The sequence below is a fragment of the Lujinxingia vulgaris genome, from assembly GCF_007997015.1.
Lineage (GTDB): Bacteria > Myxococcota_A > Bradymonadia > Bradymonadales > Bradymonadaceae > Lujinxingia > Lujinxingia vulgaris.
The window spans coordinates 317,458-331,842 of record NZ_VOSM01000002.1; the positions used below are offsets into that span (position 1 = coordinate 317,458).

General features: G+C 66.9%; 11 protein-coding genes. 2 read left to right on the plus strand and 9 right to left on the minus strand.

Features of this window, described 5'->3' with window-relative positions:
- Positions 1-9: 9 nt before the first annotated feature.
- The 8 genes from FRC98_RS04920 to FRC98_RS04955 form a co-directional block, all read right to left on the minus strand.
- A complete protein-coding gene (locus tag FRC98_RS04920) occupies positions 10-606 on the minus strand; it encodes a tetratricopeptide repeat protein (RefSeq protein ID WP_146980185.1) in 597 nt (198 codons plus the stop codon).
- A gap of 35 nt (positions 607-641) precedes the next feature.
- Positions 642-1,487 (minus strand): type 1 glutamine amidotransferase, encoded by an 846-nt coding sequence (locus tag FRC98_RS04925; RefSeq protein WP_146980186.1) that lies wholly within the window; start codon positions 1,485-1,487, stop codon positions 642-644.
- Between the two features lie 7 nt (positions 1,488-1,494).
- On the minus strand, positions 1,495-2,850 hold the full coding sequence (locus FRC98_RS04930; RefSeq protein WP_146980187.1) for an FxLYD domain-containing protein: 1,356 nt from the start codon (positions 2,848-2,850) through the stop codon (positions 1,495-1,497).
- 17 nt (positions 2,851-2,867) lie between these two features.
- Positions 2,868-4,268 (minus strand): c-type cytochrome domain-containing protein, encoded by a 1,401-nt coding sequence (locus tag FRC98_RS04935; RefSeq protein WP_230467279.1) that lies wholly within the window; start codon positions 4,266-4,268, stop codon positions 2,868-2,870.
- Positions 4,269-4,277: 9 nt separating this feature from the next.
- Entirely contained in the window at positions 4,278-5,690 is a 1,413-nt protein-coding gene (locus FRC98_RS04940; protein ID WP_146980188.1) for a DUF1501 domain-containing protein, read from the minus strand.
- 29 nt (positions 5,691-5,719) lie between these two features.
- Complete coding sequence (locus FRC98_RS04945; RefSeq protein WP_230467280.1) at positions 5,720-7,537, minus strand: DUF1549 domain-containing protein; 1,818 nt, start codon at positions 7,535-7,537, stop codon at positions 5,720-5,722.
- 108 nt (positions 7,538-7,645) lie between these two features.
- Positions 7,646-8,362, minus strand: coding sequence for a hypothetical protein (locus FRC98_RS04950; protein WP_146980189.1), 717 nt, complete (start codon positions 8,360-8,362; stop codon positions 7,646-7,648).
- 80 nt (positions 8,363-8,442) lie between these two features.
- Positions 8,443-10,269 carry a serine/threonine-protein kinase gene (locus tag FRC98_RS04955; RefSeq protein WP_230467369.1) on the minus strand — a complete coding sequence of 609 codons (1,827 nt, stop codon included), beginning with the start codon at positions 10,267-10,269 and terminating at the stop codon, positions 8,443-8,445.
- Between the two features lie 205 nt (positions 10,270-10,474).
- Here FRC98_RS04955 and FRC98_RS04960 point away from each other — a divergent pair, with 205 nt between their 5' ends.
- Entirely contained in the window at positions 10,475-12,271 is a 1,797-nt protein-coding gene (locus FRC98_RS04960; protein WP_230467370.1) for a tetratricopeptide repeat protein, read from the plus strand.
- On the opposite strand, the gene FRC98_RS04965 is transcribed toward FRC98_RS04960, so the two are convergent.
- Positions 12,268-12,870, minus strand: coding sequence for a DUF938 domain-containing protein (locus FRC98_RS04965; RefSeq protein ID WP_230467281.1), 603 nt, complete (start codon positions 12,868-12,870; stop codon positions 12,268-12,270). The genes FRC98_RS04960 and FRC98_RS04965 overlap by 4 nt on opposite strands.
- A 128-nt stretch (positions 12,871-12,998) precedes the next feature.
- Here FRC98_RS04965 and FRC98_RS04970 point away from each other — a divergent pair, with 128 nt between their 5' ends.
- Entirely contained in the window at positions 12,999-14,360 is a 1,362-nt protein-coding gene (locus FRC98_RS04970) for an NAD(P)/FAD-dependent oxidoreductase (protein ID WP_146980193.1), read from the plus strand.
- The last annotated feature ends 25 nt before the right edge of the window (positions 14,361-14,385 follow it).

The following is a 14,385-nucleotide window of genomic DNA, read 5'->3' on the forward strand; positions in this document are numbered from 1 at the left end:
GTGGCCACGTCAGCGGGCTTCGGGCTCTTGAGGCGGGGGTGTCTGCTCAAAATGCTCGCGGACCTCTTCTCGGGCCTGCTCGTCTTCGGGGGGCACCATCGTGTAGCGCACGCAGAGCGACATCGATGCGCTGATGCCGACCAGGATGGCGGTGATGAGCGCGGCCTGCTTCCAGGACATGGTGTCGCGTTGCTCGATCATGCCGAGCTCTTTGAGGAGCTCGGCCGAAGGCGTGTGCTGCGGTGAGAGATCCTGGCAGCGGATGGCGAGCTGGCGAGCCTGCTGGCGCAGCGCGATGTCGCCTGAGGCTTCAAAGCGGCGGGCGTAAAGGCTGGCCAGGAGCATGTGCGCCTCCAGCCGCACTGGCGAGAGAAGCACCGCCTGGCGAAGATGTGGCTCGGCCAGCTCGGGGGCGTCCTGGGCGAGGTGGTCGCGGGCCCGGGCGGTGGCCTTGAGCGCGCGGGCGTCGGCCTGCTCGGAGATGTCTGCGTCGAAGCCCGCGTCGATAGCGAGCTGGCGAAGCGTGTCGGCGTCGGGAAGTTGTGCGTCGTCGGACCAGCGCGCTTCGGCGCGCGCCAGGTAATCGTCGATGGGGTCGGGGGTCATGGTCGGTGTGCCGCAGGAGGTGGGGAAGGGGAGGCTCAGCGATCGCTGGTTTTGAGCGCGCGGCGCCCCTCGATGTGCAGGGAGACGTCGGCGACGAAGGCCTTGAGCAGGCCGCAGGCATGCGGGCTGGGGCGGTGGATGCGCTCGGCGTAGGCCATGGCTTCTTCGAAGGTCTGGCCCTCGGGTTTGTAGTTGTTGAGGTAGTTGCGAAAGCGGTCCAGGTTTCCTTCGCGCCCCAGCTCCGGGTGAAACTGGGTGGCGATCACCGGCCGCCCCCGCACCCTGACCGCCTGATACACGCAGCGCTCGCTGGCGGCCAGGTGCACCAGCTCATCGGGAAGCGCAATCGCGCTGTCATTATGCCCGAGCTGCGCATCAAAGACTTCCGGGAGCTCGCCAAAGAGCGGGTCGTTATGCCCCTCCTCGGTCAGTGTGATGGGGAAGGTGCCCAGCTCGGCGCGCGCCGGATCGCGCTCCAGCGTGCCGCCCAGCGCCTGCACGATGGCCTGAAAGCCGAAGCAGGACGCGAACATCGGCACGCGGGCCTCGATCACCTGGCGGGTCAGATCGAGGAAGTCCTGGTGCCAGTCAAAGCCTCCTTCAACAAGCGAGAAGGCGCCGGCGCCGCCGACCATCACCGCGTCATACCCCTCCCGGGGGAAGGTGTCGGCCGGGGTGGTGGCGATGTTGAAGGTGGCAAAGGCCTCGACGCTTAAGTCGCACTGGGTCGCAAAGGCCTCCAGCTCATGGCGAGCCATGGGGTCGTCGGCGGTGCGGGCCTGGATCAGGAGGATACGGGGGGAGCTGCGGGGCATAACGCGAGGCTTGGGCGAAGGGGGGATGAGGTCGGCCAGGGAGGGAGCCGCTTGCGACCTCATCATGATCAGGTCAGCGCCACTCCACCACGTTGACGCGGTAGTCGGCGACGCTTTTGGCCAGGTCGGCGATGATGACGGCGGCCATCCGCGTCTGACCCGGGGCGAACGCAGGATAGCCAGAGCCGACAAGGTAGCTCAAGCGCTCATCGACCACCTCACCGGCCTCATTGATGAGATCGATGCGCAGGCGCACAAGCTCCAGGGCGCGGTCGCCGGTGTTCTCGATCTCCAGGTGAAGACGCATCGAGCGGCGATCGAGAAGTTCGCTGGTCTTCATCTCAAAGTGGCGCTCGCGAACTTCCAGCGAGGGGATCACCCCGCCGGAGCCGGGGGTGATGGTCGCTTCGAGCGTCGGGCTCTCGGTGTAGCTCGAAGGAGCGGGCCGGGTCTCAATGGTGTCGATGAGGACCTCGATGCTCGCAAGATCGGCGGAGGTCGCCATCTGGTGGCGAAACGCAAGCTCATCGCCCGGTCGCAGCGCCGGCATGTAGGAGGGCTTGATGGCCAGGGGCATCGGTTGACCGATGGGCGCGCCCTGGTCATTGAGAAGTTGCACGCGCGCCTGAACGTCGTGCACCTCAAGCTCGGAGCTGTTGGCGAAGAGGCCGTTGAGCTTGAAGAAGGAGCCGTTGGGGTAGGTGTTGAGCTCGGCGTGCACGTGGCCGAGCGTCACCGGGGGAAGTTCGCTGGCGAGCACCAGGCGCACCTCGATGTTGCCGCTGGCCTCGACCGGATCGCCCTGCGGGCTGCGCGCTGCGGGGGGCTCGTTGAGCAGCGTTTTTGTAACCGGCGCATGTCCGACGTTCTGGGCTTGAATATCGGCGGGTTGAGGAGGGCTCGGCTTCCCGACAAGGAGGAAGGCGCCGGCAGCCACAGCCATCAGCAGGATCATCGTCAGGGCGATGGCCACGACCCTGGAAGAGGTTTTCACCTTCGGGGATTGTTTGGCCTGCGCGCTCAGGCGTCCGAGTAGCTCGTAGGCCGTGGCGTGTTCGGGGTCGATGGCCACCACGGCCTTGCAGGTGGCCATGGCCTCGCGAAGGTCGGCCGGATTCTTGTCGCGCTCCCAGCGCGCGGCGTAGGTGCGGGCCAGCTGGTCGAGGATCTGCGGATCGTCGGGCACCAGTACCAGGGCCTCTCGGAGCTCGGTGATGGCCTCGTCCAGAAGCCGATGATCGGTGAACCCGCGGGCGCGCTGCAGGTGATCGGCGGCGGCCTCGGCGGCGCGCTCCAGATCGGCGTTGCTCAAGCCGACGTCGCGCGCGACCTGGCGAAGTTCGTCGTGGTTGAGGCTGCGTTCGTGCTGGTCGCGGAGCGCGGTGACGCGCTCCAGGTAGGCGTGGAGCGCTTGATGTTGGTCGGTCATAACAGAGGAGCCAGGGGCTATTCGTCGCGGATGGCGCCGTTGGTGATCCAGGTCTGGATATCACCCAACTCGCCCTCGCGCAGGCTGCCTTCGCCGGTCAGAGGGTTGTAGGGCATGGGGTAGCCCTCGATGCTCTCATCGTTGATGAGCTTGAGCCACAGGTAGCTGCGCTCGGGGGCGCCGGGCTCAATGAGCTGGAGCTCGGGGTTTTGCACCGAGGCGTCAAAGAGGTGCTCGTAGGCGTCTTCGCTGCGCAGGTCAAGGTCTTCGGCGGGGTTGTTGCCGCCGTGGCAGCCGCCGCAGTTGGCCTGAAGAACCTTGGAGACGCGCCCCTTCCAGGTGACGCCTTCGCCCAAAAGGTTGAGGTTTTCGGGATCTTCGCTGTAGCTGCACTCGGCGTAATTGATGGGCGCGCCCATATCGGGCCAGCTGCCATCGGCGGGCAGACCCTCCACAAAGCAGAAGAGGGCGAGCATCTCGGGGATGCTCAGGGGCTGGTTGGCCAGGGGCATGCGCGAGCCGGCCACCGGCTCACCCATCATCGTGCCGCGCATGCGTCCGATGAGGTAGCTGCGCTCGGGGCTTCCCGGGGTGAGCAGCGAGGCGGGGCGCTCCTCGCGGGCGCCGTAGATGCCGTTGCGGTTCATGTCGCCCTGGACGATCCCGACCGAATTGAGCTCGTTGACCTGGTCGATCTGGTAGTTACGCACCTCGCCAACGAGGTGGCGGCCGCCGTCGAGGATCCACCAGCGGGTGGTGAAGGTGGCGTAGGGAAGATCTTCGATGATGCCCTCATCGTTGATGAAGGTACGGATGAAGCGTCCTCCGCCCCAGACCTCCTCGCGCTCGATGGGCAGCGGGTCGCGCAGAAAGACGTGGAAGCCGGGGCTGCCAGGCTCGGGCACCAGGTCTTCGGCGCGGTAGTCGCCGATGTCGCCGGCGATGTATTCGACGTGGCCGATCTCGACCTCCGCGACGTTCTGGCCGGCGATGATGAAGCGGTCGCCGCTCTGCTCACAGCGATCATCGACCGAGGTCCAGTCACCGGGCTGCACGTTGCAGGGGGCGTTGATGGTGGCCAGGAAGTTGGCCGGGGTGCGCAGATCGGGGTACTCCGACTGGTTGTGGCAGACGCCGCCGTTGGGGCTGCAGGTGCGGGTGACGACCTTTTTATGCAGGTCGTTGCCGGTGCGGTAGCGCTCGATGGCCTCAATGACCATCTCGTTGTCGCCCTGGTAGTCGGGGATGGAGCCTTGCTGCTCATCGCCGAAGTCGGGGCGCTGCGGGTCGAAGTCGGAAAAATCGCCCAGGGCGTCGGCGGAGAAGTCGGGGCCGCAGGCCGCTAAGCTGCCGACGAGGGCGGCGCCGGCGGTGAGGCCGGCGCACAGAAGCAGAGTGGGAAGTCGTTGCGCGAACATCGGTAGCTCTCAGGCGAAGAGATCGTCGAAGGGGCGATCGGCGGGGAAGAACTCACGGTGATCGCAACCCAGCGCGTCCATCAGGGTCTTGAGCAGCGAGCGGTAGCTGTAGACCTGGCCTTCGGGGGCCAGATCGGAGGGGCGAGTCATGCCGAAGGATTTGCCGCCGTTTCCGGCAGCGGTGACAAGACCGCCCATCACGGGCATCGACATCCAGCGGGTGGCGTAGTCGCCGGCGTGGTCGCTGCCGCGCGCGGAGTTGAAGCGGCTGCCGCGGGCGGTGCGGCCGAACTCGCTGCCGCAGACCACAAGCGTGTTGTCCCAGTAGGTGCCGCCCTCGGGGTGGTCCATGGCTTTGAGAGCAACTTCCAGGCCGCTTAAGATGCGCCCGAGCTCCTCCATATGACGGGGCAGGCCGGCCTCTTCGCCGGAGTGCATGTCGTAGGAGCCCTGGTTGAGGTAGACCGCCGGGCATCCGAAGTGGAAGAGGCGCAGGGCCAGGCGGATGTTTCGCGCCGCGCGGCTGTCGCCGAAGATCGTGGCGAGCTGGCGGTTGCTCAACCCGTCGATGGCCTCATCGGAGTTGTTGCGGATCTTGAGGATCTCGTCATTGAAGATCTCGGCGTAGAGCTCGGTGGCCGCGCGGGTCTGCATGTAGGCGTCGACGCCGGCGCGGTTCTGAGGGTGATGGATCGCGCGGTAGCGCTCATCGACGGAGCTGGCCATCGACTGCGCCCAGTCCGGCAGGGTGTTGGCCGCCGAGAAGCCGAAGCGCTCAAAGCCGTCGCCCTGCATCACCGGCGGGCGGTGGGCGGCGTAGACGCCCGCACCCATGGCCATGCCGGAGTCGCCGAGTGAGAAGGCCGGAAGCGCCACGGTGCCCTGCTCGCGGGCCAGGGCAAAGCGCTCGCGCAGCCCGTAGTTGATCATCGTCAGAAAGCTCGTGCCGCCGCCGACGTAGCCCGTGTTGAAGCGCTGCAGGCCGGTGTTGTGGTTGCCGTCGGCGCGGGCCGAGAGGGGTTCGTGATCCACGCAGGGCAGCACCGCCATCTGGTCAGACATCTCGGTGACCGGGCGCATGCCGAGTGCGGCGCGCTCGGCGCCCTGGTCGCCGTTGAGCCAGCCGGCGAGCTCAAAGAGTTTGCCCACGCCCCACTCGGTGGCGCTGGCGACGTTTTCGGCTTTGCCGAAGGGGTTGAACTCCGAGGCGGTGTCGCCGTTGAAGGCCGCGCTGAAGCGGAAGCCGCCGGAGAGGCGAATGTAGATCAGGTGTTTGGCCGCGCCGCGCGCCTCGGTCTGGGCCAGCGCCTTGTTGGGCACCCAGACATGCGGCATGGCGATGGTGGCTGCGGCCACGCCCATGCCTTTGAGAAAAGTGCGCCGCCCGGGCTTAAAACCTTTGGGGGATTTTTGATCGGTCATCGTGGTCCTCGTCGAGGTTGGGCAGGCGCTCAGTAAAAGAGCATCTCGGAGCTGGAGAGCAGGGCAAAGCAGCCGGGGCGGGCGAACTCGGCGGCGCGGCAGCGTGCCCGCTCGCAGGTATCACCGTGGGTGGCGGCCATCTCGCGTTCGTCATCGGTCAGCGGGCGGCCGAAGAAGGTCGCCACCTGGTGCTCGACAATGTCTGTGGCCAGCTGCGGGGTGACCGCGGCGTCGGGGTGGACACCGGCGGGCAGGAGTTTCTCGATGGCGGCGCCGCGGCCCTCGGCCATCGCCGGGTTGCAGACCTGGTTGACGAAGTTGAGCTGGGTAGAGGTGGTCAGGATGCTGACGATCTTAAAGCGTCCACCGACCTCGTTGGCCGGGCAGCCGCCCAGGTTGCGGGCCAGGTCGCTGTAATCGCGGCGCACATCTTCGCCATCGTCGCGCATCTCCCATTTTGAGGATTCCAGGAGCGCGATGGCGCTGATGGAGTCGGCGTCGAGAAGATCGCGCGGGTCGCTGATGCGGTGGTCGCAGCTGGAGAGCTCGTAGTCGACGGAGTGTTTGATGGTGTCGAGCCAGACCTCCGAGTCGACCTGCTTTAAGGGGCCGAAGGTCCAGCGGTGGTCGGTGTCGGTGAGCCCGCGCGCGCTCTGCAGGTAGGCCACCGAGGTGAGGATGGCGTGGTGTACCGAGCGGATGTCGCCGTCGTGGGCCAGCAGGTGGTCGACGAGCGCGGCGCGCACCTCGGGCACCATCGTGCCCAGATCGTAGCCCAGGTAGCGCTCGATCACGTCGTCGACGGCCGTCTCCCAGAAGGCCTGTTGCCTGGCGAGCAGGCGGCCGGGCATCTGCAACTTCTCCCACTCATCGGCGCGCAGAAGTCCGCTCCACATCTGATTATCTTCGCCGACCGAGCGGATGTCGGGGGTGAGGATAAGTTCATTGTAGCCGTAAAGGATGCTGGTGCACTGGCCGCGGCTCTCCGGGTCGACGTTGCCCTCCTCGTCGACGCAGCGGTAGCGGATAAACGAGTCGCTCAGGCGCATGTTGAGGGTGGGGTGGTCGTAGTAACCGTTGGTCCACAGGGTGTAGAGGCGGGCCAGGTCGCTGCGCTCGCTGCCCAGGGGGGGGCGGCCCATAAAGAGGTGAAAGAGGGCCTCGGCGCGGTCGCCGGCGGTGTCGTGGCGGCGGGTGAGCACCGGGTGGGCGCTGGCGATGGCCGCGAAGTGATCGTAGGCGACCTCACCGCGGTAGAGTTTGCCGACGAGCACATCCATATCGAAGATGCGCTCGATGCTCAGGGCGCGAGTATTGTAGAGGAAGCGATCGGCCCAGTAGCGCTGGTTGACCTCCACAAAGGCTTCGGAGTCGAGGAGCGTGTTGACGATGTCGTCCCAGGTCTTGCCGGCGCAGAGACGGTTGACCTCGTCGCGGGTGGGGAATCGCCCGGTGAGGTCAACGTGCAGCCGGCGGCAGGCCTCGTTGGCGTAGACGGGCTGGGGCTCAAGTCCCACACCCCAGAGGCTTGTGCAGAGCCCCTGGTGGACGGGGTTCTCAAAGCCCTGCGACTCGCAAAAAGAGAGGCAGTCGGCGCCGCAATTTGGAACTTCAGCGCCCTGAGGGGGCTCGACGTCGAGGGCGGCGGGAATCTCATCGGTGCCGCCGGGGAAGTTGCCGTCGGTGATGGTCGAGCCGTCGCCGACGGCGCTACCCGGCCCGCGGGCGGGATCGCGCGGGTCGAAGTCGCTCTCGTGGCAGGCGACCAGCGCCAGACTCAAGGCCAGCGGGGCTACCCATCGCAGCCAGCTTAGGCCGGGGGTGGGGCGAGCTTGGGGACGGTTCACGGAGCCTCCCTGAGGGATGGTACGGGGCCAGGTTGTTGAGCGCGAAGCGAGTACTGAGAGGGTATCGGCGCTGATCGGGGCGGTCAAATCAGCCGGCAAATCGTGCGCTTAGAGTTGGATCTCCAGAGCCAATCCCACCCGGGTGCGGACGGTGCTGGCGGTCCAGTCTTTGCGGAAGGCCACGTCGTTGACGGTCTGCTCGGTGTTGAAGATCCAGATGGTCTGCCACTGCACGCCGGCGTCGGCGCGCAGCGCCAGGCGATCGTCGATCTGATAGCGGGCCGAGACCTGGGGAGCGACGCTCCAGCCCAGGCGCGGCAGCATGAAGGTGCTTACGTCCTGGTCCTGAAGCTCGAGGATCTCTTCGCGAAGATCGCCGCGGGGGAAGAGCCCGGAGAGGCCGAGCTGAGCGCCCAGGCCAACACCGATCTTCTCGGTGATGTTGATGCCCCACTCGGCGTGGGCCAGCACCTCGAGCAGCGGGCCGAACTCATAGACCTCGATCGGGTCCTGGGGCTGGCCCTCGTCGTCGAGCACGCTGGCGCGGTAGTTGCCAATGAAGTCGATGCCGCCGCCGATGCGGAAGCTCTCTTTGAAGGGGCGAAGATAGAGGATGCGCGTGCTCAGAAAGTCGGCGTTCTCATACGAGAAGCTCTCGTCGTTTTCCTGGACGCTGATCTGCTGCTCGCCGGTGAGTTCACCGCTCTCGGAGTAGGCGGTGCCGCCTATAATCAGGCGCGACTGGGCGGCGGCAGGAGCGGTCATGGCGAGGGTGAGCCCGACAAAGGCGCACATGGCGAGGACTGGCGAGTGGTTGCGAGACATCGGCACCATCATCTTCAATGTTGGGGTCAGTATAGCGAGCAGTGGGTGGGACACAGTGAACGCGCAGCGGGTGTGCGCTGTCAAGGTGAAGCGGCGGCATCTTCAAGCTCGGCGTAGACGAGCTCGCGGTACTGGCGCAGGCGCTCCAGAAGGGCGGTGGCGTCGCGGGCGGCGCGCGCGTCCCGAGGGTGGATGCGCACGACGTGGTGGTCGAGCAGGAGATGCAGATCGGGAGGTTTCACTGTGGCGATGATATCATCGAGAGCGTCGCGGTCGTCGGCCCGGTAAATGGTGACTTCCAGGGTGGAGGGGCCGCGGGCGAGCACGGTGGCTTCGTAGGAGAGGCCCTTGATGCTCACCGGGGCGCGTGCGCTGACGACACGCCAGCCTTCGGAGCGCGCCGCCAGCAGGATGCCCTCGGTGGAGAAGGGTGAGGCGCGCTCAGCCGGAGGTGGGGAGACGGGGGCGGTGTCGTCTGCGGCGGGGTTGGGCTCGGCGTTTTCGGCGAGTGTCGCGGGCTCCTCGGGGGAGGTCGCGTTCTGGTAGCTCCAGATGCCGGCGGCCAGCGCGATAAGGGCCAGCGGGGCGATAAGGATGAGCGCGCGTCGACGCCCGGGGGGGCGTCGGGCGCGGCGCGTCGTGGGTGTGGCGGCGGCCAGGGGGCGTGTGGTTGGTGCGTTCTGGCGCGGCGTGGGCGTGGCGCGGTTGGAGCGCGGGGGAAGATCAAGCTCCAGGTCGGTGTCGATGACGCTGTGCGGTCCCGATGCGGTGGGAAGCGGCGCGGGGCGTGTGGCCGGGGTGTGGCGCGGGGGCCGTCCGGGGGTCGGGCGTGGTTGGCGTTCCGGGGTATGGCGAGGGGAGCGGGCGGGGGAGGGCGGCGGCGTGGAGCGCTGCTCCCGGGGCTGTGATGCCCACAGAAAGTAGTTCTGGGACTGGTCCGGGTCGAGCACGTTGGGATCCATCAGCCGACCGCTGGCACCAAAGAGCGACTCTTCTTCGCTGGTCGGGTCCGGGAGATCTTCGCGGGCGACGACCTCGCAGGCCTCCAGCGCCTGAAGCATCTCGGAGGCCGAGGCGTAGCGCTTTGCCGGATCTTTGTTGACCGCGCGTTCGATCACCTCCACCAGGGCGGGGCGGATGTTGAGCGAGGACGGCACCTTCCAGCCCGTGGTCTCGCGGACCTCGCGCGCGCAGTCGCGCAGGGTAGAGGAGGCGATCATAGGCTGGCCGACCAGCGTCTCGTAGAGGAGGGCGCCCACGGCGAAGACATCGGTGGGAAAGCTCAGATCAAGGCCCCGCAGCTGCTCGGGCGGGGCGTAGCGCGGTGTCCCCAGAAAGAGTTTACGCCCGTTGGGCCCGGTCTCCGGCGCCGACTCACCGACGATGCGCGCGATGCCGAAGTCCAGGACTTTGACGATCTCCTCGCCCTTGAAGTTGCGGGTGAGCATGATGTTGGCCGGCTTTAAGTCGCGGTGGAGCATGTTGCGGTGGTGCGCTTCTTCCAGGCTGGCCAGGATCTGCAGGAAGGTGGTGACGGCGGCGCGCTCCTCAAAAGGGCCGCGCTCGTTGATGGCTTCTTTGAGCGTGGGGCCGTCGATGTACTCCATCACCAGGTAGAGCAGGCCCTCTTGATCGACGCCGTAGTCGAAGATCGTGACGGTGTTGGGGTGGGTGAGCTTGCTGACCAGGCGGGCCTCGCGTTCAAAACGCTCGGCGCGGCGCTGCGCACGCGCGGGATCCTGGTTGGCGGGCAGCGAGGGATCGAAGATCTTGACGGCCACTCGCCGATCCATGCCGGTGTGCACGCCGCCGTAGACGTTGCTGAAGCCCCCGCGCCCGATCACCTCATCGAGGCGGTATTTGCCGCCGATGATCGTAGCGCTCTCTAAGAAGTCCCCGGCATCCATCGTGGTCACAACGCTCCTGAGGGTCGTGTCATGTGGAGAGGTTCGGAGCGCACCGACCGGGGTTTTAAGGCCGGAGGCTGCAAGGTGACCGAGAGGAGGCTCGGCGCCGCAGAGGTGCTTGCTCACTGAACTTCGGCAACGTTACCATAGCGGCCGGGAGGTTAGAACAGCCGTGCTTGTAAGGGATCGTAGAGTTTGGGGGGTGATGCTGGTCGTGCTGGCGTGCCTGGGCGTGAGCGGGTGCGCAACCGGCGCGTCGGTGGCGGTGCCGCAGACGCTGGGGAGTTCCGCGGAGTCGGCGTCCGAGACGGCCGGTGAGACGGATGGCGAGGACACCCTCTGCGATGTGTCCGCGGCCTGCTCCGGGCTGGATCGTTACCTCTGGGATGGGACGCCCATCCCCGAAGAACTCACCGAGGCGATCGTCGTGCTGGAGGATGGCTGCGCGCGCGGGGTGGGCTCGGGATGCTCGGCCCTGGCGTCGCTGCGGGTGCTCGGGCGCGGGGTGGCGCATGATCTGGCGGTGGCGCGAGGGCTTTATGAACAAGGTTGTGAGCTTGAGGCCAGCGCCTCGTGCCTGGGGGCAGGGTGGATGCAGTTTCATGGCCAGGGGGGAGACGAGGCGCCACAGCAGGCGCTGAGATCCTGGGAGCAGGGCTGCGATCTGGGGGATGCGCCAAGCTGCCGCCAGATTGGCGGGCTCTACCATTTTGGCAACGCCGTCGATCCCTCGCCAGAGCTTGCGGTGACCTACTTCACCCGGGCCTGTGCCGGAGGCGATGTGCAGGCCTGCGGCGATCTTCAGGAGCATTACGGGTTGAGGCTCGCAGCGTCGGCCGACGAGGAAGACGACTCGGCGCGTGTGCTGGCCTTTTTGCGAGCAGGTTGTGAGGCCGACGTGGCGCTCTCCTGCGTGCTGGCCGGGGCCTTTGCCGAGGAGGGGCGGGGGCGAGGCAAAGATCCGCAGCGCGCCGCCGCGCTTTACCGTCGGGGGTGTGAGGCTGGCGAGTACTACGGCTGCACGCTGCTGGGGATGCTCTATGAGCGGGGCGTCGGGGTGAGCGAGAGTTCGCGCCGCGCCGGCGAACTCTATGTGGAGGCCTGTGAGGCCAACAACACCGTGGGCTGTGCGAGCCTGGGGGTGTTGCAGCTGCAGGGGCGGGGCATTGTGGGCGGGCCTGTGCAGGCCCGCGAGACCTTTGAGCGAGCGTGTGCCATGGGCAGCGCGCGGGGGTGCTACAACCTGGGCGTCGCGCTCAGGGATGGTCGCGGCGGGGAGGTCGATGAGGCCGAGGCGGTGGTGCGATTCTGGATCGGCTGCGAGCGTGGCAGCGGTCAGTCCTGCGACGCGCTGGCGCTGATGGTGGAGGCTGGCCGCGGGGTGGAGAAAGACGTGGAACTGGCCGAGGCGTTGCATCAGCGCGCCTGCGACGCGGGGTGGGCGAAGGGCTGCTACAACGTCGCGGTGAGCTTTGAGCTGGCTGGTGAGGAGCGGGCCGGAAGCCCCGAGGCGCTGGCGGCCTACCGCAAGGGGTGTGAGGGCGGGTTCGGGCGCTCCTGTTGGCATCTGGGCCACCGCCTCTTCGAGCGCGCCGCCGGGGCCGACGAGGTGATCGAGGCGCTGGAGGCCTTTGAGCGAAGCTGTCGGCTGGAGCCGGGGCGCGCGTGCAGCCGGGCCGCCGCCATCTTGATGGACGATGCCCGGGTGCCCCGAAGTCCGCAGCGGGCGCGGCGTTCGATGGCCGCCGGCTGTGAGGCCGACGATGGCGAGAGCTGCCTGCGCCTGGGGCATCTCTATGAGGCTGGGGAGGTGGTGCGCGAAGATCGCGACCGCGCGATGCTCCTCTATGCCAAAGCCTGCGGGCTGGGCCAGGAGCACGCCTGCAGCCGCCGCGGCGCGATGCTCTTAAATGATCCGGGGCGCGCCGAAGACGGGCGACGGCTGCTTGAGCGAGGCTGTGAGCAGGGCGACGACTGGGCGTGTGAGCGCCTGAAGCGTTAGAGCGGCCGCTCGTACACCAGAAGATCGTTGTTGGCGGGCAGTCGGCGCGTGAGCGCGCGTTCGAACCCGCAGGCCCGCGCCTTCGCGTCGACGTCGGCCAGGCGGCGGATGCCGCTTTGCGGGTCGCGCTGGCGCAGCATCGCATCAAAGCTCTGGTTGCTCGGCTCCAGCTCGCGATCCTCGTGAATGAAGGGGCCGTAGAGGAGGATCTTGCCGCCCGGGTTGAGCGAGGCGCGGGCGTGCGCAAAGACGCGATCGGTCGCCTCAAAGGGGGCGATGTGGATGACGTTGCACGCGATGATCGCGTCGGTGTGTTCGACGGCGGGCGCCTCATCAAAAAGATCAAACGCGAGGACCGGGCGCAGGTTGGGGAGCGCGGCGTCCGTGCGCCAGGCCTCAATGCTGCCGTGGTACTGCGGGCGGTCGGAGGGCTGCCAGGTCAGGTGCGGAAGATGCGCCGCAAAATAGACGGCGTGCTGGCCGGTGCCGCTGCCGATCTCCCAGACGTGGTGGGCGTCGGCCAGATGTTCGCGAAGTTCGTTGAGAATGGGCTCGCGGTTTCGGACACAGGCCTCGGAGTGCTGGCGAAGATCGGACACGGGTTGCTCCTGGGAGATCTTTCTTTGGGGGGCGCGGGGATTACTCTTGTGGGCATCCCGGAGAGGCGACGACGCCTCGAACCGAGGCGTCTTCTTCCGGGTTCTAAGTGAAAGCACACGGAGTGAAGATGCCACAAGAGACGACTTCAGAACGCGGAGATGTTCCGATACCACCTGCCGATTCCAAACGCAGGCCCTGCGTGGTGATTATCGGGGGAGGGTTCGGCGGGCTAAATGCGGCGCGGGCGTTGAAGCGGGCGTCGGTGGATGTGTTTCTGATCGATCGGCATAACCACCACCTCTTCCAGCCGCTGCTCTACCAGGTCGCCACCGCGGGGCTCTCCGCCGACGATATCGCCTCGCCGATTCGCGAGGTGGTGCGCCGTCAGCAGAATGTGCAGGTGATGCTCGGGGAGGTGACCAGCATCGACCGTGAGTCGCGGGTGGTGCGCTATGAGGGCGGGGAGGTGAACTATGATTACCTGGTGGTCGCCGCCGGCATGCAGACCAACTATTTTGGCAACCCGCAGTGGGAGGAGCAGGCGCCGGGGCTCAAGACGCTGCGCGACGCGCTGACCTGCCGTCGCCACATTCTGGAGGTCTTTGAGCAGGCTGAGCGCGAGGGAGAGGGCTCGGAGGGGCGCGGGCTATTGACTTTTGTGGTGGTGGGTGCGGGAGCCACCGGCGTGGAGATGGCCGGGGCCATTCGCGAGATCGCCTACCAGGTGATGGTCAAAGACTTTCGTCGCATCGACCCGACTCGCGCGCGGGTTCTCTTGCTGGATGCGGGGCCGCGGGTGCTGACCGGTTACGATGAGGAGCTCTCCGAGCGTGCGCGTCGCGATCTTGAGAAGATGGGCGTGGAGGTGCGCCTCAACGCCATGGTCGAGGCCATCGATGAGGAGGGGGTCACGGTCAACGGGGAGCGCATCCTGGCAAAAACCGTGGTGTGGGCTGCCGGGGTCAAAGGCAGCCCGCTGGCCGAGACGCTTAATGTTGAGCTCGACCGGATGGGGCGCGTGAGCGTGCGGCCCGATCTGCGCATGCCGGAAGATGATCGGGTCTTTGTGATCGGCGACCTCGCGCGTTTTGAGAACGAGGATGGCGAGGTGTTGCCCGGACTGGCGCCGGTGGCCGTGCAGCAGGGAAAACACGTGGCCGAAAACATCAAACGCGCGGTGGAGGGAAAGCCGCTGGAGGCGTTTTCGTACTGGGATCGCGGCAAGATGGCGACCATCGGGCGCGCCAGGGCCATCGCCGAGATCGGCGACTGGAAGTTCGGCGGGCTCCTGGCCTGGCTTGCCTGGCTCTTTGTGCACCTGCTCTTTTTGATCGGGTTTCGAAACCGCGCCTACGTGCTCATGGGCTGGATCTTTGCCTATGTGGGCATGCGACGCAGCGCGCGTCTGATTGTCGACCCTCCAAAGGAGCGCGCCGGGGCGTTGAACTTCTGGCAGAGCCCGCGGGCCGACGAGGTTCACGCGGAGTGAGGCTGAGCGGCCAGGGGGGGCCTAT